The sequence below is a fragment of the Nocardia sp. NPDC058480 genome (genome assembly GCF_042720495.1).
Lineage (GTDB): Bacteria > Actinomycetota > Actinomycetes > Mycobacteriales > Mycobacteriaceae > Nocardia.
In genome coordinates, this window is the sequence record NZ_JBHXMN010000004.1 from 124,391 (window position 1) to 145,669 (window position 21,279).

24 protein-coding genes are annotated in these 21,279 nt (G+C 67.9%); 14 read left to right on the plus strand and 10 right to left on the minus strand.

What is annotated here, in order from left to right; genetic code table 11:
- Window position 1 precedes the first annotated feature (1 nt).
- Genes ACFWO8_RS12280 through ACFWO8_RS12290 form a run of 3 tightly spaced genes read right to left on the minus strand, consistent with a single transcriptional unit; the run spans window position 2 to window position 2,347 of the window.
- On the minus strand, window positions 2-1,081 hold the full coding sequence (locus tag ACFWO8_RS12280; RefSeq protein ID WP_378948686.1) for a quinone-dependent dihydroorotate dehydrogenase: 1,080 nt from the start codon (window positions 1,079-1,081) through the stop codon (window positions 2-4).
- 7 nt (window positions 1,082-1,088) lie between these two features.
- Window positions 1,089-1,340: a DUF5703 family protein gene (locus tag ACFWO8_RS12285; RefSeq protein WP_378948689.1), complete on the minus strand. Its 252-nt coding sequence runs from the start codon at window positions 1,338-1,340 to the stop codon at window positions 1,089-1,091.
- Window positions 1,340-2,347 (minus strand): hypothetical protein, encoded by a 1,008-nt coding sequence (locus ACFWO8_RS12290; protein ID WP_378948696.1) that lies wholly within the window; start codon window positions 2,345-2,347, stop codon window positions 1,340-1,342. The genes ACFWO8_RS12285 and ACFWO8_RS12290 overlap by 1 nt, the downstream gene beginning before the upstream one ends.
- Before the next feature lie 167 nt (window positions 2,348-2,514).
- On the opposite strand from ACFWO8_RS12290, the gene ACFWO8_RS12295 reads away from it, so the two are divergent.
- Genes ACFWO8_RS12295 through ACFWO8_RS12305 form a run of 3 tightly spaced genes read left to right on the plus strand, consistent with a single transcriptional unit; the run spans window position 2,515 to window position 5,509 of the window.
- Window positions 2,515-2,871 (plus strand): hypothetical protein, encoded by a 357-nt coding sequence (locus ACFWO8_RS12295; protein WP_378948699.1) that lies wholly within the window; start codon window positions 2,515-2,517, stop codon window positions 2,869-2,871.
- Window positions 2,872-2,877: 6 nt separating this feature from the next.
- Window positions 2,878-3,411 carry a hypothetical protein gene (locus ACFWO8_RS12300; protein ID WP_378913605.1) on the plus strand — a complete coding sequence of 178 codons (534 nt, stop codon included), beginning with the start codon at window positions 2,878-2,880 and terminating at the stop codon, window positions 3,409-3,411.
- Window positions 3,412-3,430: 19 nt separating this feature from the next.
- On the plus strand, window positions 3,431-5,509 hold the full coding sequence (locus tag ACFWO8_RS12305) for an MMPL family transporter (protein ID WP_378948702.1): 2,079 nt from the start codon (window positions 3,431-3,433) through the stop codon (window positions 5,507-5,509).
- 46 nt (window positions 5,510-5,555) lie between these two features.
- Here the strand turns inward: ACFWO8_RS12305 and ACFWO8_RS12310 are convergent, their stop codons facing one another.
- The 5 genes from ACFWO8_RS12310 to ACFWO8_RS12330 form a co-directional block, all read right to left on the minus strand.
- On the minus strand, window positions 5,556-5,888 hold the full coding sequence (locus tag ACFWO8_RS12310; RefSeq protein ID WP_378948705.1) for a VOC family protein: 333 nt from the start codon (window positions 5,886-5,888) through the stop codon (window positions 5,556-5,558).
- Window positions 5,889-6,108: 220 nt separating this feature from the next.
- On the minus strand, window positions 6,109-6,987 hold the full coding sequence (locus ACFWO8_RS12315) for a heme ABC transporter ATP-binding protein (protein ID WP_378948715.1): 879 nt from the start codon (window positions 6,985-6,987) through the stop codon (window positions 6,109-6,111).
- Between the two features lie 43 nt (window positions 6,988-7,030).
- Window positions 7,031-8,152, minus strand: a complete 1,122-nt coding sequence (locus ACFWO8_RS12320) for a FecCD family ABC transporter permease (RefSeq protein WP_378948718.1) — start codon at window positions 8,150-8,152, stop codon at window positions 7,031-7,033.
- Between the two features lie 133 nt (window positions 8,153-8,285).
- Entirely contained in the window at window positions 8,286-9,299 is a 1,014-nt protein-coding gene (locus tag ACFWO8_RS12325; RefSeq protein WP_378948721.1) for a hemin ABC transporter substrate-binding protein, read from the minus strand.
- 17 nt (window positions 9,300-9,316) lie between these two features.
- Window positions 9,317-10,294 (minus strand): aldo/keto reductase, encoded by a 978-nt coding sequence (locus tag ACFWO8_RS12330; protein ID WP_378948724.1) that lies wholly within the window; start codon window positions 10,292-10,294, stop codon window positions 9,317-9,319.
- Window positions 10,295-10,534: 240 nt separating this feature from the next.
- Between ACFWO8_RS12330 and ACFWO8_RS12335 the strand changes: the two genes are divergently transcribed.
- The 7 genes from ACFWO8_RS12335 to ACFWO8_RS12365 all read left to right on the plus strand — a co-directional run bounded on the left by ACFWO8_RS12335 (window position 10,535) and on the right by ACFWO8_RS12365 (window position 15,172).
- Complete coding sequence (locus ACFWO8_RS12335; protein ID WP_378949759.1) at window positions 10,535-11,464, plus strand: undecaprenyl-diphosphate phosphatase; 930 nt, start codon at window positions 10,535-10,537, stop codon at window positions 11,462-11,464.
- Window positions 11,465-11,497: 33 nt separating this feature from the next.
- On the plus strand, window positions 11,498-12,214 hold the full coding sequence (locus ACFWO8_RS12340) for a histidine phosphatase family protein (protein ID WP_378948727.1): 717 nt from the start codon (window positions 11,498-11,500) through the stop codon (window positions 12,212-12,214).
- Window positions 12,215-12,263: 49 nt separating this feature from the next.
- The gene (locus tag ACFWO8_RS12345) at window positions 12,264-12,851 is read left to right on the plus strand and encodes a DUF3090 domain-containing protein (protein ID WP_266288581.1); all 588 of its coding nucleotides are present in this window, start codon (window positions 12,264-12,266) and stop codon (window positions 12,849-12,851) included.
- Window positions 12,852-12,857: 6 nt separating this feature from the next.
- Window positions 12,858-13,655 carry an SCO1664 family protein gene (locus ACFWO8_RS12350; RefSeq protein WP_378948731.1) on the plus strand — a complete coding sequence of 266 codons (798 nt, stop codon included), beginning with the start codon at window positions 12,858-12,860 and terminating at the stop codon, window positions 13,653-13,655.
- A gap of 178 nt (window positions 13,656-13,833) precedes the next feature.
- Window positions 13,834-14,199, plus strand: a complete 366-nt coding sequence (locus ACFWO8_RS12355) for a DUF4345 family protein (protein WP_378948734.1) — start codon at window positions 13,834-13,836, stop codon at window positions 14,197-14,199.
- A gap of 44 nt (window positions 14,200-14,243) precedes the next feature.
- On the plus strand, window positions 14,244-14,795 hold the full coding sequence (locus ACFWO8_RS12360) for a dihydrofolate reductase family protein (RefSeq protein ID WP_378948737.1): 552 nt from the start codon (window positions 14,244-14,246) through the stop codon (window positions 14,793-14,795).
- Between the two features lie 113 nt (window positions 14,796-14,908).
- On the plus strand, window positions 14,909-15,172 hold the full coding sequence (locus ACFWO8_RS12365) for a hypothetical protein (RefSeq protein WP_378948740.1): 264 nt from the start codon (window positions 14,909-14,911) through the stop codon (window positions 15,170-15,172).
- 51 nt (window positions 15,173-15,223) lie between these two features.
- Here the strand turns inward: ACFWO8_RS12365 and ACFWO8_RS12370 are convergent, their stop codons facing one another.
- Window positions 15,224-16,066 carry an alpha/beta fold hydrolase gene (locus ACFWO8_RS12370; protein WP_378948745.1) on the minus strand — a complete coding sequence of 281 codons (843 nt, stop codon included), beginning with the start codon at window positions 16,064-16,066 and terminating at the stop codon, window positions 15,224-15,226.
- A complete protein-coding gene (locus ACFWO8_RS12375; RefSeq protein ID WP_378948748.1) occupies window positions 16,063-16,485 on the minus strand; it encodes a helix-turn-helix domain-containing protein in 423 nt (140 codons plus the stop codon). Before ACFWO8_RS12375 ends, ACFWO8_RS12370 begins: the two co-directional genes overlap by 4 nt.
- 295 nt (window positions 16,486-16,780) lie before the next feature.
- Here ACFWO8_RS12375 and mshC point away from each other — a divergent pair, with 295 nt between their 5' ends.
- From mshC to ACFWO8_RS12395, 4 genes are all read left to right on the plus strand, one after another.
- Window positions 16,781-18,019, plus strand: coding sequence for a cysteine--1-D-myo-inosityl 2-amino-2-deoxy-alpha-D-glucopyranoside ligase (gene mshC / locus ACFWO8_RS12380; protein WP_378948751.1), 1,239 nt, complete (start codon window positions 16,781-16,783; stop codon window positions 18,017-18,019).
- A 90-nt stretch (window positions 18,020-18,109) separates the two neighbouring features.
- Window positions 18,110-18,808: a dienelactone hydrolase family protein gene (locus tag ACFWO8_RS12385; RefSeq protein ID WP_378948754.1), complete on the plus strand. Its 699-nt coding sequence runs from the start codon at window positions 18,110-18,112 to the stop codon at window positions 18,806-18,808.
- 85 nt (window positions 18,809-18,893) lie between these two features.
- On the plus strand, window positions 18,894-19,679 hold the full coding sequence (locus ACFWO8_RS12390; protein WP_378948757.1) for a universal stress protein: 786 nt from the start codon (window positions 18,894-18,896) through the stop codon (window positions 19,677-19,679).
- Between the two features lie 180 nt (window positions 19,680-19,859).
- Window positions 19,860-21,278, plus strand: a complete 1,419-nt coding sequence (locus tag ACFWO8_RS12395; RefSeq protein WP_378948760.1) for a hypothetical protein — start codon at window positions 19,860-19,862, stop codon at window positions 21,276-21,278.
- The last annotated feature ends 1 nt before the right edge of the window (window position 21,279 follow it).

Here is a 21,279-nt window from a genome sequence, read left to right on the forward strand (position 1 = left end):
TTCAGACCGAGGGGGCGCGGTGTTCGGCGCCGACCGCGTCGGACAGGCAGGCGTAGCCACCCGCACGCAGATTGGCGGCGATGGCACGGTGGATGCGGGTGGTCCAGAAGGGGCCGCCGTAGATGAAGCCGGTGTAGCCCTGCAGCAGGGTGGCGCCGGCGAGGATGCGGGCCCAGGCCTGGTCGGGGGTTTCGATGCCGCCGACCGAGATCAGGACCACCTGGTCGCCGACGCGGGCGTAGAGGCGGCGCAGCACTTCCAGGGACCGTTCGGCCACGGGGGCGCCGGACAGGCCGCCCGCGCCCATGGCTTCGACCTCGGAGGCCGGGGTGTCGAGCCCGTCGCGGCGGATGGTGGTGTTGGTGGCCACGATGCCCGCCAGACCCAGCTCGACAGCGAGGTCGGCGACGGCGTCGATGTCATCGTCGGACAGGTCGGGGGCGATCTTCACCAGGACCGGCACCGAGACACTGTCGAGCACGGCCTGCAGGATCGGGCGCAGGGATTCGACGGCTTGCAGATCACGCAGGCCGGGGGTGTTGGGGGAGGACACGTTGACCACGACGAAGTCCGCGAGCGGGCCGAGTAATCGGGCGCTGGTCGCGTAATCACCTGCGGCGGCATCGGGTTCGGTGACCTTGGTCTTGCCGATGTTCGCGCCGATCGGGACGGTGGGGTGCGCGCGGTGTAGTTGGGCGGCCGCGGCGGCGGCGCCATGATTGTTGAACCCCATCCGGTTGATCAGGGCATGGTCGGCGGGCAGCCGGAACAGCCGCGGTGCGGGATTGCCGGGCTGGGCGTGGGCGGTGACGGTGCCGATCTCGGCGAAACCGAAACCGAGTGTGCCCCAGGCGTTCGCGCCGTCGGCGTTCTTGTCGAAACCGGCGGCCAGGCCGAGCGGTGCCGGGAAATCGACGCCGAAGGCAGTGGTGGCCAGGATCGGGTCTTCGACCACGGTGAGCTTGCGGGCCAGCCAGCGGGTCGGCGGGAACCAGGTGGCGAAACGCAGTGCGGCGAATACCAGGTGATGCACCCGCTCCGGCGGGATCAAGAACATCAGGCGTAACAGGAGGGCGTACATGGTCGGCTCACAATCCGGGTTCGGGCACAGGCAGGACGGCATTTTTGCGGCGGCGCAACAGCACCCGGCGGCTGCCGTCGGTGTAGGCGCGCACCCGGGACAACTCCCAGCCACCGAATTCGGCCTGGATGGCCAGCCGCATCGAGGCGGTGACCCGGTTGACCTCCGGTGGCAGCCGCAGAGGTACGTATTCGTAGTCGTCGTTGCTGGTTTCCCAGCTCGGCGGTATCGCCGAGCGCGAACTGCGAGGCCTGGTCATCACTGCCCTCTCTTCCGCTCGTCCGCGCCGATCCGCTGCAGGCCATCGCCCACGGCCGAAGCCACGAACAGGTCGCCGGTGCGTTCGTCGACAGCCATCGAGTCGGGCTGGCGCAGCGTCGCGAGCCTGGCCACCTCGACACCGATGCCGGTCGACAGGTCGTAGCCGACGACCTCGTTGCTCTGCGTGCTACTCACCCACACCAGCTCCGAACGCGGGTCGTAAGCGAGCGCGTAAGGCGACGATGATACCGGGAAACGCTGGCGCAGCACGAGCGGACCGGCCGAGTAGACCAGCAGTTCGCTACCCGCGGTGTCGGCCACGATGATGCGGCCGTGCGGGTCGGTGATGGCGTTGGTGGCGCCGTCACCCGCGCGCAGCATCAGGCCGAGCGCGTCCTTGCCCACGGCGACAACGGCGGTTTGCTTGCGATCGAGGACGGTGATGTTCTCGCCGGTCAGCGCGATCGCGTCGGCCGAGACGAGGCCGGTGATCGTGCGGGTGACCGCGCCGTCGGTGTCCAGTTCGCGCAGGGTGCCGTCGGCCGTACCGACGACGAGCGTGCCGTCGGTGCGGGTTTGCACGCTGTGCACGTCACCGTCGACGGGGATCTCGGTGAGCGCGCCGGTGGTCGCGTCGACCCGCAATACCCGGTTGGCGGCGGCGACGAGGACTTCGCCCGGCTTGCCTTGGGCCAGCGACACGCCGGCGGCAGGCAGGCTGACCGTGCGCGGGGTGGTCGGCGCGGCGGGGTCGATCAGCGCGAGTGCGGTACCGGCGGTGTCCAGGGCGGCGAGGCGGCCGGTCGAGCTCTCGGCGAGCAGGGCTTTCGCCGCGGCCGCCGGGAAAACCTGACCGGCCGGGTTCGCGGCAGCGGGCGAGACGGCCGCGGTGGCCGGGGGCCTGGTCGGGACATCGGGACCGCCGTCTTCACCGCTGCACCCGGTCAACACCACCAAAACCGCCGCGCTGACCAACGCAGAGGCGACCGAGCCACGAGGGCGCATGCACCGAACTCCTTCAATCCGCACGAGGTGACTCCCTTGATCACCATCTGACCATGATGACTCACCAGTAGCTTCGACCGGGTGCTCGCGTCGGAGGTGTCGGTGACCCGCGTTACTGTTGACACGTCGACACATTGATTGCCACACACCGGCAGGAGATCCCCACGATGACCGACCGGACACCAGCGGGTTTCGGCATCGATGACATTTCCGTCGGACCGTTCGCGCACGGTTTCGGCACCACCGACGACGGCCACCCCTTCGCCTTCCGCACCCACCGCGCCACCCTGACCGTGCAGATCTACCGCGCCGACCTGGGCGATGCGGTACCGGGATCCGACGACGTGGTGGCCCAGGCGCAGGCGCAGGTCACCGACATCGACCTCGGTGACGAACGCAGCGTCAGCGCGTTCGTGCGCGATCTGCTTCCCGACGCCAACCCCGTCGCCGCGGTCGCGACCGGTGACATCTCCACAGTTCGCGCCATCCTGGGACGGATCAGTGCCGTCATTGATGGTATGTAGATGGTGATGTCTTCCACACTTTTCGCCAGGGCCGCTGCGGCCACCGCCTGCCTCACGGCCCTCGTCGCCCTCGCCGCGTGCGCGGGAACCGCCGACGAGGCCTCGGTCGACGCCGCACGGTCTTCGGCCAACGCCTCCCTCGCTTCCTCCGTCGCGATCTCGGCCAGCAAGGCCAATGTGCCGCTGCCGACCGCCCAACAACTCGACGCGCAGATCAAACGCGCGCTCGACCCGAGCCTGCCCGATGTCGAACGCACCGAGCTGATCGAAGACGGCGCGGCGTTCTCCGACGCCATCCCCGACATGTACAAGGCGCTGCGCGACAACCCCCACGCGGTGTACGGCGTCGTCGACCCGGTGTTCGACAACCGTGACGGCACGCTCACCGCGACCATGCGCCTGGACAAGGACGGTTCGGGCGCCAATGTGCGTACCACCATCGTGCATTTCGTGCTGCTCGACGGGAAGTGGAAGATCTCGCGCACCGACCTGTGCGGCATCCTGCGCTCGGCCGACTATCGCACCGCCGCCTGCGGCTGAGATGCGCGAATCTCGATCCATGCGGTGGGGCAGGTTCGTCCACCGCCACCGATTCCTCGTGCTCGGCTTCTTCGTGCTGACCGTGCTGGTCTCGGGGTGGTTCGGTCGCGACTTGGCCGACCGCTACACCCAGGAGGGCTGGTTCGACGAGTCGAGCCAGTCGGTGGCGGCGTCCAAACTGGCCGACGAGACCTTCGGCCGCGACACCGACGGCGATCTGATCGTCATCTACACCGCCCCACCCGGCACCACCGTCGACGATCCCGCCGTGCGCGGACCGGTGACGGCGGCACTGGCCGACCTGCGCGAGCAGTACGGGGAGCGGATCCACAAGATCGACAGCTACTGGGACAGCCCGTTCTCGGCGAACGCCTCCGACCCGACCAAACAGCACGCGTTCGCCAGTATCGGGCTGGCAGGGGGCGGCGGGACCGCGACGGTCAACAATTATCTCGCGTTGAAACCGCACCTGGACGCCGGTGTGCCCGGCGGTGGACCCGGTGGGACCACGGTGCAGCTGGCGGGGCTGCAGCCGGTGGTCGAGGGCATCAATATCGGGATGCAGCACGACATCAAGCGCGCCGAGATCATCGCCTTGCCGATCGTGGCGATCCTGCTCTACTTCGTGTTCGGCGGGGTGATCGGCGCACTGCTGCCGGTGCTGATCGGTGGACTCACCATCCTCGGCACCTCCGGGATCTTGCGGGTGCTCACCGCCCAGATCGAGGTCAACGTGTTCGCCAGCGCGGTGATGACGCTGGTCGCGCTCGGGTTGGCGATCGACTACGGACTGTTCACGGTGACCCGGTTCCGGGAGGAACTGGCCGCCGGACGCTCCGTCGAGGACGCGACCGCACGCACCGTCGCCACGGCGGGGCGCACCGTGCTGTTCTCGGCGGGGATCATCGCCATGAGTCTGGGTGCGCTGTTCATCTTCCCGAACGGGGTGCTGCGCTCGGTGCCCTACGGCGGCATTTCCGCGGTGATGCTGGCGGCGCTGCTGTCGGTCACCGCACTGCCCGCCGCGTTGAGTATCGCCGGACACCGGATCGACTGGCTGGGCTGGAAACGCTTCTCGCGCAGCAAGACCGAAGCTCAGATCGATGCCGGGTTCTTCTCCCGGCTGGCGCAGTGGGCGATGCGACGGCCATGGGCGGTGGTCATCCCGATCGTGCTCGGTCTGCTGGCGTTGAGTATTCCGTTGCGCCACATCGAGTTCGGCGGCATCAGTGAGAAATACCTGGCCGCCGACAATCCGGCGCGGGTGGCCCAGGAAGACTTCGATCGCCTGTTTCCCGGATTCCGCACCGAACCGTTGAAGCTGATCGTGGTCGGTGCCTCGCCGGAGCAGTTGGGCGATATCCGGTTCGAGGCCAATCAGATTCCCGGGCTGACCGGGCGGTTCGAACCGGCGGCGCCGACCAAGGACAACGTCAATGTGCTCTCCGCCGGGCTCGGTGACAAACGCGACGCCGACCGGGTGATCGATGCGCTGCGTGCGCTGCCCGCGCCACCGGGCGTGCAGGTGATGGTCGCCGGTATCCCCGCGCTCGAACGCGACAGCATCAACGGCTTGATCGACGGGCTGCCGCTGCTGTTAGCGATCCTGATCGCGGCGGCGCTGGCCTTGATGATCGTGGCGTTCCGGTCGGTGATCCTGGCGCTGAAGGCCGTCGCGATGAGTGCGCTCAGTTTGGTCTCGACCCTGGGCGTGCTGACCTGGATCTTCGTGGAAGGACACGGGTCGCAGGCATTCCAGTTCACGCCCGGGCCATTGATGTTCGCGGTGGTGGCGTTGATCGTGACGGTGATCTTCGGGTTGTCCACCGACTACGAGGTGTTCCTGCTGTCCCGGATCGCCGAGAAACGCGCCGCGGGTGCCGATGCCGCCGAGTCCATCCGCTACGGCGTGGCCCACACCGGCGGGGTGATCACCTCGGCGGCCGCGATTCTGATCGTGGTAACCGGGGCGTTCGGGTTCTCGGATCTGGTGCTGATGAAATACATCGCCTACGGGATGATCGTGGCGCTGGTCATCGATGCCACGATCATCCGGATGGTGCTCACCCCGGCGCTGCTGAAGATCATCTGGAAATAGCCGCCTCAGAACTGCGGAAGTAGGCCGGCTTTCACCGGGGAGGATGTCATGTGCCGATGATGCCGAACGGGTTGCCGTCGGTGTCTTCCAGGACGCAGATGCGGGTGCCGGGGCTGACTTCGCGAGGGGCGGTGCGTTCGGTGGCGCCCGCGGATATGGCCGCGTCTCGGGCTTTGTCGACATCGTCTACTCCGGCGTAGGCGACAGGTCCTGCCGCGACGTCGCCACTGGGGTCGAGTCCGATCTGGACATCGCCCACCGCCCAGCCGACGTAGTAGGGCTCGTCGGTGTGCGGAGTCCCGTACAGGGTGGTGTAGACAGCTTTTGTCGCCGCAAGATCGGATACAGGGATGACGACGCTGGCGATGGTGGGGCTCATCGGATCTCCTCTGCGATGGGAGCGAGCCACGTTCGCGGGCGACGACTAGACCGATCGTCGCCGGCGCTGATGACCGCGATGGACGAATGACCTCAGCGCCCAGCCTACTCAGACTCGCTCGGCCCTCCGCCGCCGTCGAATCCGCGTGTCGAGGAGCGATTTCTCAGCGGCGGCCGCGTTCGACCAGGACGCCCTGAGTTCTTCATAAACCGGTGGTGCGTCAGTTGCGGCCGCGTTCGGGCAAGACGAGTTGGGCGCCGGTGGTCGGGTGATCGAAGACATCGACGGGGTGGTGGTAGACGGTGGTGAGCAGTTCGCGGGTGAGGATCTCACGGGGAAGACCGTCGGCGGCGACGCGGCCCGCGTCCAGGACGGTGACGCGGTCGGCGTAGGCGGCGGCCACCCCGAGATCATGGACGACGACGACCACGGCGGCACCCTCGGCGGCGCTGGTCGCGGCCAAGCGCAGGACGGCTTCCTGGTGGCCGAGGTCGAGTGCGGCGGTCGGTTCGTCGAGCAGCAGGGTGGCGGTGTCTTGGGCCAGGACGCGAGCCAGAGCGACGCGGGCGCGCTCGCCGCCGGACAACGACGGGAAGATGCGGGTGGCGAGGTGGGTGACGTCGGTGGCGGCCAGTGCCGCGGTGACGAGCGCGTCGTCGTTGGCGGCGGCCGCCGTGTGCAGCCACGGGGCCCGGCCCATGGCGACGACCTCGCGGGCGGTGAACGGGAAGCCGACGGCGTGGGATTGGGGCAGGACCGCGCGGCGGCGGGCCATGTCGGCGGGGGTCCAGTGCGAGAGTGCGTGGCCTTCGAGCTTGACAGTGCCGGTGCTCGGCTCCAGTTCGCCGGCGAGGGCGGCGAGCAGGCTGGACTTGCCCGCACCGTTCGGACCGACGAGCGCGACGATTTCGCCTGCCGCGACCTGAAAGTCGACGTCTTCGAGGACGGTACGGGTGCCGCGCCGCACGGTGAGCCCGGTGGCGCGCAGGGTGACGGTGCCGAGTTCGGGGCGTGCGGGCACATCGGGGGTTCGGGCGAACAGCGAACGCCAGGAGGCCCGGCGTCCGAGGTCGGCGTCGGCGGCGTGGGTGTCGGTCATCGCGAGCCTCCGGTCCCGGCGCCGCATCGGCGGGTGGTGTCGGTCATCCCCATCCTCCTGCGCGGGCACGGGTTCGGCGCAGCAGCCAGAAGAAGAACGGGCCGCCGATCAGGGAGGTGAGCATGCCCAGTGGCAGGTCGGCATTGTGGACCAGCGTGCGGGCCACGACATCGGCGCCGAGCAGCACCACCGCGCCCACGATCGCACTGAGCGGAACGAGCACGCGATGGCCGGGCCCGACCATCATGCGCACCAGGTGCGGCACGATCAGGCCGACGAACAGAATGATGCCGCTGAATGCCACACCCGCCGCCGTGAGCACGGCGACCACCACGATCACCTGCCTGCGCAGCCGTTCCACATCCACCCCGAGGTGGCGGGCCGCGGAGTCGCCGAGTGCGAGCAGGTCCAGGCGCGGCGCGATCACAATCGCGGCCAGGATGCCGACCGCGGCCAGCGCCGCCACGATCGCCACCGATGGCCAGGTGGCGCCGTTGAGGCTGCCGAGCTGCCAGAACACGATCTGATCCCGGGCGGCGGGGCTGGCGACGAACAACAGCAACGCGATCAAGCCGCCGGCGAAGGCGTTGATCGCGACACCGGTGAGGATCAGCGTCACCACTTCGGTGCGCCCACCCGACCTCGACAGCACATAGACCAGCGCGGTGGTGATCAATCCCGCGACGAACGCCGCGGCCGCCACCGACCAGGCGGCGACGAACGCGCCACCGACCACGATGACGGTGCCCGCTCCGACCGCGGCACCCGCGGACACCCCGATAACGCCGGGTTCGGCGAGCGGATTGGCGAACACGCCCTGCAACAGCGCACCCGCTGTCGCGAGTGAAGCCCCGACCAGGACGGCGAGGGCCACTCGTGGGAACCGCACCTCCCACAGCGTCACCTCACCGGCCGGATGCGCGAGCATGGGGCCGATGTCGAGGCCGATCCGGTGCGCCACACTGCCCAGCACCTCGGCAGCGGTCGTCGGTACCTGTCCGAGCACCGCCGATACCACGGCCAGCAGGACGAGAGCGAGCAGTGCGACAGCGAACACGACCGTCACGCGGGTGCCTCGATGGCGTGTCGGGGGCAGGTGATCAGGGGTCGCGTCGGTTATCCGCGGGGCGTTCGTGGACTTCGTCAGGTCGGGCGCATCGTTCATACGGTGACCGTCCGGCACGCTCGCGCAGGACTCACCGAAGCCGACCTCTGACCGCCTGGTCCGGTCCGCCTGCTCGGCCGCGAACCCAGTGTCGCCGCAGATGACCGGCGTGCCGGCGCCGAACGCAGACCGCTCATGCCGGTGTGCCGTAGACGGCGTCGGACAGGGCAGAGACCACGCGGCCGGTGTTGGGGCCGAAGCTGAGGACCACCGCGTCGGACATGTCGACCACGCGTCGGTTGCGGCCCGCCGGGGTCTGGGCGATGCCGGGCACCTTCTCCAGTCCGTCGACGCCGCCTACCGATTTCAGTCCGTCCGACATCACCAGCAGTACATCGGGGGAGGCGGCGATCATCGCCTCGCTGGTGATGGCGACGAAGGGCTCGTTCACTCCGGCGGCGGTGCCCGCGTCGACGCCACCGATCGCGGTGATCAGCGAATCGGCACCCGAACCGCGGCCCGCGATCATGGTGATCGCGGCGCTGCGCAGGTACAAGAAGGCGATCTTGGGCTGCGGATCCTGCTTCGGGACGCGGGCTGTCGCGGTGGCGATCTCGTCGTGGGTGCGCGCGCCGAGCTGCTTGCCCGCCTCGGGAACGCCGAGCGCGGTGGCCACTGCCTCGATCTGCGGGACGACACCGTCCATGCTCCGATCGGGGTCGAAGTAGACGACGGTCACCCCGGCTGCTCGCAGCTGCTCACGCACGGCGGGGGCGGCGCTGGTCGTATCGGTGAGGAACACCGACGGGCGCAGATTCAGGACCGCTTCGACGCTGAGACTGCCGTTGCCGCCCGCCACATTGGGCACGGCCGCGACGGCGGGGAACGAGGCGGAGGTACTGCGGCCGACGAGGTTCGCGCCGAGACCCAGTGCCCACACGGTTTGGGCGAGGGTGCCGTACCGGTCGACGGCGATGATTCGCGAGGTGTCGGCGATCGTCACGTCGGTGCCGTCGTGGGACTTCACCGTCACCGGCAACCGCGGCGTCGGTGCGGGCCCGATCGGTACCGGGTCCAGGTCGGCGAGTTGTGCCGTCACCGGCCCACCCGAATTGGCAGTCGATGCAGGATTGCTTCCGGTGCAAGCGACGGCGCCGGTCAGCACCGTCGCCGCGAGCATCGCCGTCAGCACACCACGCAGTTTCATATAGGTAAGGCTAGCCATCATTCGGAACGGGCGCTCACATCGTCCAGGGCCGCCGCGATCGCCCGCGGCAACTCGAGGGTTTCGGCGGCCAGCACGCCGGTGAGCTGACCGATATCGCGGGCACCGACGATCATGCTCGTGATGCCGGGCCGATCACGGATCCAGGCCAGCGCCACCGCCAGCGGCGAGGTACCGAGCCCGTCAGCGGCGGTGACCAGCGCATCGACCACTCTGGTCGCGCGATCGTCGTCGAGCCTGCGCCGGATCTCGGCCGCGGTCGCCTCATCGGCACCGCGCGAATCCGCCGGAACACCGTCGCGATACTTGCCGGTCAGGATCCCGCCGGCCAGCGGTGCCGACGCGATGATGCCGACCCCGTGGTGACGGGCGGCGGGAATCGCATCGTTCTCGGTGCCACGCGCGAGCAGCGAATACGGCGTCTGCGCGGCGGTGATCGGCGCGATCGCGGCCAGACTGGCCAGCTGCCATGCCGCCAACCCGCGCACACCCGCGTACCGGGTGCGGCCGGTCCGCACCGCGGTGTCCAGGGTGGCCGCGACCTCGTCGAGCGGCGTGTACGGATCCCAGGCGGCGATGCTCCAGATATCGAGATGGTCGGTGCCCAGTTCGAGCAGGGTCCGATCGAGTTGCTTGAGCAGCGTGCGCCGCGACGCGTCGACCACCGGGCCCGCCGCCGCGGGTGCGGGCACCGCGTCGCCGACCCCGTTGCCGGGCGCGCGCATCACCACACCCGCACTGCCGCTGAGCACCAATTCGTCACGCGAGACCAGGTCGCCGAGCAGATCCGCCAGGATCCGCTGCGCCGCACCCTCGCCGTAGACGGGGGAGAGGTCGACGAGCGTGCCACCGGCCTCGGTGAACGCCGCCAACTGCACCGATGCCTCGTCGGCATCGGTATGTGTTCCCCAGGTATGGGTCGCCAATCCGATTCGCGACACCCGAAGTCCGCTGCGTCCCACCGTTCGCTGTTCCATCACCGCGCCCGCGCATTCGTCACGGCGACAGCCTAATGGGCACACCACCGCTGCCCCATTCACCGACCCGCACCGGCATCGGCGGGATCCGCCTCGATGAGGTCCGCGGGCGGCGACCGGGCACGGCGACGGGTAGGGTCGCTGCGAGATCGTGGCCGTGCTGGTTGCGGCTAGTGCAAAAGCCCAGGAGGACGCGGTCTTTCGGGCGCGAGTCAGCAGGAGGACGTGGTGGGCGAGTCGATGACCTGGTTCCAGGCATTGGTACTCGGATTGGTGCAGGGACTCACCGAGTTCTTGCCGATCTCCTCCTCCGGACACCTTCGGATCGTCTCGGGCGTGTTCTTCGGCGACGACGCGGGTGCCTCCTTCACCGCTGTGACCCAACTCGGCACCGAGCTCGCGGTCCTGGTGTACTTCGCCAAGGACATCTGGCGCATCCTCGTCGCCTGGTTCACCACCCTCGGCATGCGCTGGCGGGAACGGTCGCAGCGCGAGGTCGCGGTCGGTGACCGGGTCACCACGAAACTGCCGGTGATGGACCGCAGCGCCCGCGAAGCGCACGAACGTGACACCCAGCGCGAACTCGACTACCGCGTCGGCTGGTACGTGATCATCGCCACGATCCCGATCGGTGTGTTGGGGTACCTGTTCAAGGACGAGATCCGCACCGGTGCCCGCAATCTGTGGCTGGTGTCGTTCATGCTGATCGCTTTCGCCCTCGTGATCGCCGCCGGTGAGTACTACGGCAAGAAGGAACGCTCCATCGAACAGCTCACCACCCGCGACGGCATCATCATGGGCCTGGCGCAGTGCCTCGCGCTGATCCCGGGCGTCTCTCGCTCCGGCGCCACCTCCACCGCGGGCCTGTTCCTCGGCTTGCAGCGTGAGGCGGCTGTGCGATTCTCCTTCCTGCTGGCGATCCCCGCCGTGACCGCGTCCGGACTGTTCAGCCTGCCTGATGCGTTCGAACCGGCCGGTGAGGGCCTCAATGCCAGTGGGCCGCAATTGCTGGTCGCTACCGTTCTGGCGTTCTTCGTCGGCTATGCCTCGGTGGCCTGGCTGCTGAAGTTCGTCGGCAATCATTCGCTGTACTGGTTCGTCGGGTATCGGATCATCGTCGGCCTCGCTGTGATGGGCCTGCTGGCCGCCGGCGTCGTCTCCGCCACCTGATCGGCGACCCCGACCCATGGTTAGGCTGGTCCCATGACGGTGATCCTGCTCCGGCACGGAGTGTCGACCTCCAACACCGCGCGCACCCTCGCGGGCCGCGCCCCCGGCGTAGAACTCACCGAACGCGGCACCGAACAGGCCGCCGCGGTGGCCGACCGGCTCGCGATGCTGCCGATCGAACACATCGCCAGCTCACCGCTGCTGCGCTGTCAGCGCACCGTGGCGCCGCTGGCCGAGAAGCTGGGCCTGGAACCCGACCACGACGAACGGCTCATCGAGGTCGACTACGGCGACTGGACCGGGCGCCCGATCGCCGAACTGGTCACCGAACCGCTGTGGCGGGTCGTGCAGGGTCACGCCTCGGGTGCGGTGTTCCCCGGCGGGGAAGGGCTGGCCCAGGTCCAGCAGCGGGCGGTCGCCGCGATCCGCGACATCGAACGCACACTGGCCGAGAAGGCGGGCCGGGATGTGCTGTGGGTGGCGTGCGCGCACGGCGACGTCATCAAATCGATTCTGGCCGACGCCCTCGGGCTGCATCTGGACAGCTTTCAGCGGATCGCGGTGGAACCGGCCTCGATCAGCGTTGTCCGCTACAGCCCACACGGGCCGTCGGTGTGGAAGTTCAACGACACCGGCGCCGATCTTTCCGCGCTGGCCGCCGCCGCACCGGCGACGCCGACGCCCGGTGGAGAGGTGCCTGCGGCCGCGAACGCGGATAATGGGAATGCGGGGCACCGCGATTCTCCTTAGAGGAGTGTGTTCGTGAGTGTCGATCAGGGTCACGTATCAGGAGGTGCATGTGTCACGCGCAATCCATGTATTTCGCACCCCCGATCGTTTCGTCGCCGGGACTGTCGGTGAACCGGGCGATCGTTCGTTCTACTTGCAGGCCGTGCAGGAGCCGCTGGTGGTGAGCGTGCTGCTGGAGAAGCAGCAGGTGAAGGTGCTCGCCGATCGGATGGGTCTGCTGCTCGACGAGGTAGCGCGTCGCTTCGGCGCCGAGGTGCCACCCGAAGGGGAGGACGTGCGCGATGTCGCACCGCTGGTCACCCCGATCGACACCGAATTCCGGGTCGGCACCATGGGTCTGGGCTGGGATTCCGACGCCGGAGCCGTCGTGGTCGAGTTGCTCGCGATCACCGAGACCGAGGTCGATGAATCGGTGGTGCTCGACGACACCGACGAAGGTCCCGACGCCGTGCGGGTGTTCCTGACCCCCATCCAGGCGCGCGAGTTCGCGTTGCGGTCGGCGCGGGTGATCGCGGCGGGGCGCCCGCCCTGCCCGCTGTGCGGGGAACCGCTGTCCTCACGTGGGCACATGTGTGTGCGCACCAACGGGTACAAGCGCGGCGAGATCTTCGGCGCTGCCGAGCTCGAAGAGGAGTGATCTTCCGTGCCGATACTCACCGAAGGTGAACTCGACATCGTCGGTCGGATCGGCGTCGCCAGCAATCTGACACTGGTGTGTGAGATCGCCGCACCCGAACCCGACGGTGCTCCGCTGCGGGTGGTGTACAAGCCGGTGCGCGGTGAACGACCGCTGTGGGACTTCCCCGACGGCACCCTCGCGGGCCGCGAGGTCGCGTCGTATCTGATCTCCGAACACCTCGGCTGGGGTGTCATCCCCGAAACGGTGCTGCGCGACGGGCCTTTCGGACCGGGCATGGTGCAGCGCTGGGTCACCTCGGTCGACAACCGCACCGATACCCGTCAGCGCCTCGACCTCGTCGACCTGTGTACGCCGGGCACGGTGCCCGCGGGATTCTGTGAAGTACTGCGCGCTCTCGACGAGCAGGGCAACGAGGTCTCGCTCATCCACGCCGACGATCCGCGCCTGCAACGGATGGCGGTGCTGGATCTGTTGCTCAACAACGCCGATCGCAAAGGCGGGCACGCGCTCGAAGGTGTCGACGGTCAGGTCTACGGTGTCGACCACGGCATCTGCCTGCACACCGAACCGAAACTGCGAACCGTGCTGTGGGGCTGGGCGGGGCGACCGGTGCACGAGTCGCTGATCACCGACATCGCCACCTTCGCCGCGAATCTGCCCGGCGCCGTAGCTGATTCGCTGGCCACCCACATCACCGACGCCGAGATCGCCGCGCTCACCGAACGCGCGAAGGCATTGCTCGAACATCCGGTGATGCCGGTGCCCAACTCGTCACGCCCGATTCCCTGGCCCGCTTTCTGATTCGAGCCGGTTGCGTAGCAGGTTTTCGGAAGCGCACGGGTGACCCCGGGTGTGAGGATCGCCAGACATCGATCCGAGGAGAAATCATGCGACGACATGCTGGTCCGGGCTTGCTCGGAGTCACGCTGCTACGGGATGAGCGCGCTGTCGCGCACGGGCTCTCGGTTGGGGGACGGCGATGAGAACCGTTGTGCTCTGCCTTCTCGGTGTGCTGTTCGCGGGGATGGGACTGTACGCGCTGGCCGCCCCTGCCGCGCTGGCCCGGCCGTTCGGGTTGTCGGTGTCAACGGCGGTGAGCCGATCGGAGATTCGTGCGGTGTACGGCGGGTTCGGCCTGGCTGTCGCAGGGGTGTTGGTGTGGTCGGCGTTCGGTACCGACGAGCTGCGGACCGGGGCAGCGCTGACAGTAGGGTTCGCCCTGGCCGGGATGGCGGGCGGCCGCATCATCTCGCGGCTGGTCGACAGCGGGGTGCGGTTCTATCCGATCTGGTTCTACTGCTCGGTCGAACTGGTCGGCGCCGCGCTCGTGCTCGGTGTCGCCTGACACGCCAGCGATGAGTTTCGAGCGCGAAGGAGGTCTACACAGTCATGAGAAAACTGATCTACGGGTTCGGCGTATCCCTGGATGGTTACGTCAACGACCGCGACGGCAGCATCGACTGGACCGACCCGGACGACGAGCTGCACCAGTTCCACAACGACAGGTTCCGCGGGCTCGAGGTCGCGCTGAACGGTCGTCGGCTCTACGAACTGATGGCCGAGTACTGGCCCTATGTGCCCGAGGACGCGCCACCCATCACGCGCGAGTTCGGCGAGCTCTGGACGAACAAGCCCAAGGTCGTCTTCTCCCGAACGCTCACCGAGGTCGAGTGGAACAGCACACTGGTCAGCGAGAACGCGGTCGAGGAGGTCCGCAGGCTCAAGGCCGACGGTGATGGCGTCATAGAGGTCGGTGGCGCGAACCTGGCTGCCTCGCTGATGCCACACGGGCTCATCGACGAGTACCAGGTGTTCGTCTCGCCCGTGGTGCTCGGCGGCGGCACGCCGATGTTCCCGTCACTGGACAAGCGCATCAGGCTCCGATTGGTCGAGACGAGGCGCTTCGACACAGCGGTGCTGCTGCGCTACCTCGTCGACTGAGTCGGTGCCCCGCTGCGGGTTTCTCGCGGGTGCCGAGGCTCTGTTGCCTGGTCAGTGCCGGTGCTAGTGTGCTCCAAGCACTTTCGTTATCCCCGCGAGATCCGAGGAACCACATGTCGACCCGTTCTATTGTCACCACCTCCGCCGCCGCGCTGCTGCTCACCGGTGCCGCCGCTGCCATCGCCGCACCCGCCCAGGCGTTTCCGTCCGGCTGGTGGAGCGAGAAGACCTTCGTCTGCACCGCGACCGACCGCGCCGGTGCGCCGCTGCCCGACGTCACCGTGCAGGCCGCCGACCAGGTCGGTGCCTCGTTCTACGCGCTGCCGCAGTTCGGCCCGGACGCCGACACCGCGAATGTGCAGTGCTACCAGCAGTGATGTGATCTCGTTCGGTGTCGCCGCACGTCGGGGAGCGGTGGCACCGAAGTATCATCCGGCGTGCTTCCGCACGAATTCCCGTACCGCCGCAGTCTGATTCACCAGAGCGTGGCCGACACCGGGGAGCACACGCACCTCGCCTCGCGTGAAAGCACCGCGAGCGCGTTCGGCGGTGCGCGCCGAATCGAACAGGGCGTCGCGTTCGCCGACGATTACCAGGACCGGGATGTCCACCTTGCGTAGTTGTTCGTCGCGGAAAATGGGCAGCTTTCCGGGGCGGGCCGAGAAATGTGTGAACGTCAGTTCGATGTGATCGATGATCGGGTCCGCTTCCGGCCCGTCGATGCCGAGGCCGGCGCGCGCCATGTCACGCGCGCTGTGCCTGCCGATCAGCCGCAGGCCGATCGCCTTCACCAGCCAGCCGTAGCGATGCTTACCCAGTCCACCCGGGCACAGCAGAACCAGTGTCGTGACCCGTCCCGGCCTGCGCAGCACGTAATCGAGCGCGGTCCACCCGCCGAGTGACATGCCGACCAGCGCCACGGTGTCGAGGCCGAGTCCATCGATCACCTCGTCGAGCCAGCTCGCGGTCGCATCGCTGTCAAGGGCCAGCCGGGTCGGGGCACTGAGCCCTGGTTCGCCGGGCAGATCCACGGCGTACACGCGGAAACTGGTCGACCAGTCCGCGATGTCGGCGCGCCAGGTACTCGCATTGGCTCCTGAGCCGTGCAGCACGACCAGTGGCGGTGCGTCCGTGGGTCCGGAGACCACGACGAACGTTTCGCCTGCACTGGTGTCGATGTGCAGATCCTCGCGCGGGACCGGCCAGGCGTCGAGGTGCTCGCGGTAGCGCTGCTGGATGAGCTGTCGGCCTTCGTCGGACTTGTAGATCATGAGCTGAGGATTCCGTCCAGGTAGTCGAGCAGGCGGGAACTGTCGGCGAGGCTGCCGAGCAGGATCACTTTGAGGCGATGGCGGGCCGGGTCGTAGCTGGTTTCCACGCGCATGCGCTGACCGCCCGCGCCTCGGGTGCCGGCGGTGGCGGTGAGCAGCGTGGTGATCCGGTCGACGGTGGCGCGGTCGATGTCGTCGATCTCGACGATGCAGGAGGACTCGGCATGCCGGCGCGGTGCCGTCTGCGGGGTGGTGATCGGCAGCCCGGTGAACGCCTCGAGATCTTCGTGGGTGATGCGGTACTGCTTGCCGATGCGGGCGGCGGGGAGTTTGCCGTCGCGCACATAACTGCGCACGGTGCGGACATGCAATCCGAGCAGTTCGGCAACCTGATCCACCGAATAGAGACGATCCGTCATGAAACTACCGTAAACGAATGTACCTATAGGGAGCAATAGGGAAGTTCAGGGAACTATGGACTGTGACAATGATCGCGATGGCAACCGTTCGCCCAGGTCGGAACGCACACTGGGCACGAAACGCCCGATGTGACCCGTTACCCCCGTGACCAGCGGATCTGCTCGAGTACAAACCTTGACGCGGGAGCCACAACACGTTTGTGTGCAGGTAGCGGGCCGTGCCGCGACACCGCGAGCAACCCCATGAGCCGGGCCGCGAGCCGAGCACATCGGCAGGGGCTCTACCCTCGAAGACATGCAGTCCTGGTCCGATATCGCCCTGCCGACCGTCCCCGGAACAGGGCCGCCATTGCGTTTGTACGACACCGCCGATCGTCAGATCCGCCCGGTCACCCCCGGCGAGACCGCGAAAATGTACGTCTGCGGCATCACTCCCTACGACGCCACCCACCTCGGTCACGCCGCGACCTACCTGACGTTCGACCTGGTCAACCGGATCTTGCGCGACGCGGGACACGACGTGCACTACGTCCAGAACGTCACCGACGTCGACGACCCGCTGTTCGAACGCGCCGATCGCGACGGCATCGACTGGCGCGACCTCGGCAGCCGCGAGATCGACCTGTTCCGTGAGGACATGACCGCACTGCGGGTGCTGCCGCCGCGGCACTACATCGGTGCCATCGAATCGGTCGAGGAGGTGGTGGAGCTGGTGCAGAAGCTGCTCGCCGCCGGCGCCGCGTACATCGTCGACGATGCCGAGTACCCCGACATCTACTTCCGCACCGACGCTACCGAGCAGTTCGGCTACGAATCCGGGTACGACCGCGCGACCATGGAGACGCTGTTCGCCGAACGCGGCGGCGACCCCGACCGGGCAGGCAAACGCGACACCATCGACGCCCTGCTGTGGCGGGCAGAACGCCCCGGCGAACCGTCGTGGGAGGCACCCTTCGGCCCGGGCCGCCCCGGCTGGCACATCGAGTGTGCGGCGATCGCGCTCAACCGCATCGGCGCCGAGTTCGACATCCAGGGCGGCGGCTCGGACCTGATGTACCCGCACCACGAGTACTCCGCCGCACACGCCGAGGCGATCACCGGCACCCGCCGCTTCGCTCGCCACTACGTGCATGCCGGGCTGATCGGCCTCGACGGCGAGAAGATGTCGAAGTCCAGAGGCAATCTCGTGCTCGTGTCGAAGCTGCGCCGCTCCGGTGTCGACCCCGCCGCGATCCGCCTCGGCCTGCTCGCCGGTCACTACCGGTCCGACCGCATGTGGACCGACGAGGTGCTCACCGCCGCACAGAACCGCCTCGACCGCTGGCGGGAAGCCGTGTCGCTGACCGCGGGCCCCTCGGCCACCGACACGGTCGCCCGGTTGCGTCAGCACCTGGCCGACGACCTCGACACCCCCAAGGCCCTCGACGCGATCGACAACTGGGCCGAACAGGCCATCGCCTACGGCGGCACCGACACCGAAGCTCCGACCCTGGTCCGCACCGCCGTCGACGCACTGCTCGGTCTCACCCTCTGACGCGGTGCGCTCCGGGCAGCTCCCCGACTACCCGGAACTCGTCAACCCGACATGATCGCCCGTGGCTGCCGGAGGGTTTAGATTCGGGAGATGGAATCGATCGAGATCGATGCTCCCACCGGGAAAATTGACGGACTGATCGCGCGCCCGGCCGGTGAGGGTCCATGGCCGGGGGTCGTCGTCGTGCACGACATCCTCGGCGTGAACGACGATCTGCGCCATCAGCTCGACATCCTTGCCGCCGCCGGCTATCTGGCGATCGCACCGAACCTGTTCACCCGCGGCACCGCGCGCTGCGTGCAGCAGGCGTTGCGGGCGGTCGTGTTCACCGGCACCGGTCCCGCAGTGGGTGAAATCCTCGCTGCCCGTGACCGACTCGCCGGCGACGCCGACTGCACCGGCCGCATCGCGGTGCTCGGCTTCTGCCTGGGCGGCGGCTTCGCACTGCTGACCGCACCCCAGGGTTTCCAGGCCTCGGCCCCGTTCTACCCCAGCCTCTACGGCGACTACAAAACCATCCTCGACGGCGCGTGCCCGGTGGTTGCCAGCTACGGTCGGCGCGACCCCGCGCTGCTGGGCGCGGCGGACAAACTGGAATCGGCGCTCACGGCGAACGATGTCGAGCACGACATCAAGACCTATCCGAGAGCCACCCACGGTTTCGCCAATGTCCTGCCAGGCAATCCGGTCCTGCAACGCATCGGATTCGGCTATGACGCCGACGCCGCCGACGACGCGTGGCAGCGGATCTTCGCGTTCTTCGACCGGCATCTGCGCGCCGACGACTGAACCACAGCACCGATAGCCCGGAGTGTGCGGCGCTGATACTGTTGGCCGCAGTGCAGCTGACCGGCCGTCGATCGGAGAGCGTCACATGGGGTGCTACCAGCACATCATCGTGGGAACCAACGGCTCGGAGTCCGCGCAGACAGCGGTCGCGGTGGCGGGGGAGTTCGCGGTGCGCCTCGATATCGCGGTCACCGCGGTGAGTGTGTGGAAGGACGCGGGGCGCAAATCGGGCACTGATGCCGAGTGGGCCGAACAGGCCACCGCCGCGGCCGCGGAAATCCTCACCGCCGCCGGTGTGCCCGAGGTTGTGCGCACCGAACTCGACGGCACCGCGGGCGCGTTGTTGCTCGAGATCGCCGAACAGCAACCCGACACGCTGCTCGTCATCGGTGGGGGCAGCCTGGGCAGTTCCAAGGCGCGCCTGCTCGGCTCGACAGCCAATCACGTGTCACACCACAGTCAGACCGATGTCGTGTTCACCAGCAAGGTCCCCAAACGCTGGACCACCATCGGCCTCACCACCGACGGATCGCCGAGTTCGCTGAGCGCGGTCCGGCGCGGCTACGACCTCGCCCTCGCCCTCGGCGCGCGCCCGTTCCTGGTGACCTCCGCCAAAACCGACGACGACGGTGCCGACACCCTGATCGAGGTGGAGGGTCAGCTCGAGGTCGATGACCCGGAACTGTTCGGCCGCGACATCCTCACCGGGGTCCCCGCGGCCGAGGCGATCTGCAACTCGGCCTGGAAATACGACCTCGTCGTGATCGGCAACCGCGGAATGAGCGGCCCCGCACGCCTTTTGGGCTCGGTGGCCAACAAGGTCACCCACGACATCGACACCAACCTCCTGCTGGTCAACACCACGCACTGATTCTTCGCCCGACGAGCACCGCCGAGGGCATCGAACGGCACGGCGAGAACGCCGCTGCTGCCCTGATTCGATGTTTGCTCCGGTTTAGCGGGTAACGGCGTAACTTGCCTGGAACGGGGAGTTCGGTCGCCTATGATGACCGTACGCGCGATGTTCGCCACACAACGGAGTGGACGCCGGATGAATGCTGGGATCGAGGCGGCGGGGTTCTTCGGCCTGCTCGACTGGGAGAAGACGACCGGTCTGAGCAGGTTCTGGGTCGACATGATCACCATCCCGATCTTCAGCGCCATGGCCGGTCTGATCACCAACTGGACCGGAGTGATCATGCTGTTCGCGCCGGTGCGCTTCACCGGCTTCTACGTGCCGGGTCTGAAAACGATCTTCCCGCTGCTGCCGCGCAAAGTGCAGATCCTGCCGACCTTCGCCCCCGGCGGCATCCTCGGCTTCCAAGGGTTCATTCCGGCCCGCTCGGAGAAGATGGCGAGCCTGATGGTCGACAACGCGGTCGCCAAGATCGGCACCGCCAAGGACTTCTTCGATCAGATGGATCCGCGCAAGATCTCCGCGCAGGTCGCGCAGGTCGCGCTGCCGAACGTGCGCTCGATGGTCGACTCGATCATGGTGGCCGAGCACCCGCGGCTGTGGGCCGACATGCCGCCGCGCGCACGCGAAGCCGTCTACGCGCGGGTGGAGGCCGAGCTGCCCGCGATCACCGATCGCGCGTTCGACTTCATCGGCGAGAACATCGACCAGCTCCTCGATGTGAAGCTGATGGTCGTCGGTTATCTGCGGCGCAGGCCCGAACTGTTGAAGGACGTGATCTACGGGCTCGGTGCGCCGGAATTGCGGTTCATGGTCCGCAGCGGGGTGTTGGGGTTCCCGTTCGGGGTGATCGTGGCGCTGTGGTTGTCGTTGCTGCACTACAGCACCCCCCATGGCGACACTCCCGCGGTGATCTCGCTGCCCGGCTGGCTCTACGACCTCCTGCATTTCCTGCCCGCGTGGGCGTGGGTGATCGCCGGTGGCGCGCTGGTGGGCGTGCTGGTCAACATCATCGCGATCAAGGTGGTGTTCGAACCCGCCGCGCCGCAACCGCCCTACCGATATCCGTGGCGGGTCGCGAAATTCGCGAAACGGCAGTACCAGGCCGCGGCCGATCTGGGACATGCGATCGGGTATCAGATCGTCACCCTCGACGTCGTCACCGAGCAACTGCTCGACGGTCCGAGCGGCGACAAGACCCGCGCGGTCATCGCGCACTTCCTCGAGGCCGAGATCGACCGGATCCTCGGCCCGTTGCGCTCGGTGACCCGGCTGGCGATCGGGCCACGCCACTTCGACGCCATCCAGGCCACCGCGGGCGCGAACCTGGCCACCGAGATGAAGCCATGGCTGGTCGAAGACGTCGAGTTCTCCCAGACCACCGCGGCCAGCGTCGACCGGCTCGCCACCGAGAAACTACGCGAACTGCCGCCGGAGGAGTTCGTCGAAATGCTCTACACCGCCATCGAACAGGATGCCTGGCTGCTGTATCTGCACGGTGGCGTGCTGGGCGCCTTCATCGGTGCACTGCACCTGCTGATCTTCGGAGCGTGAG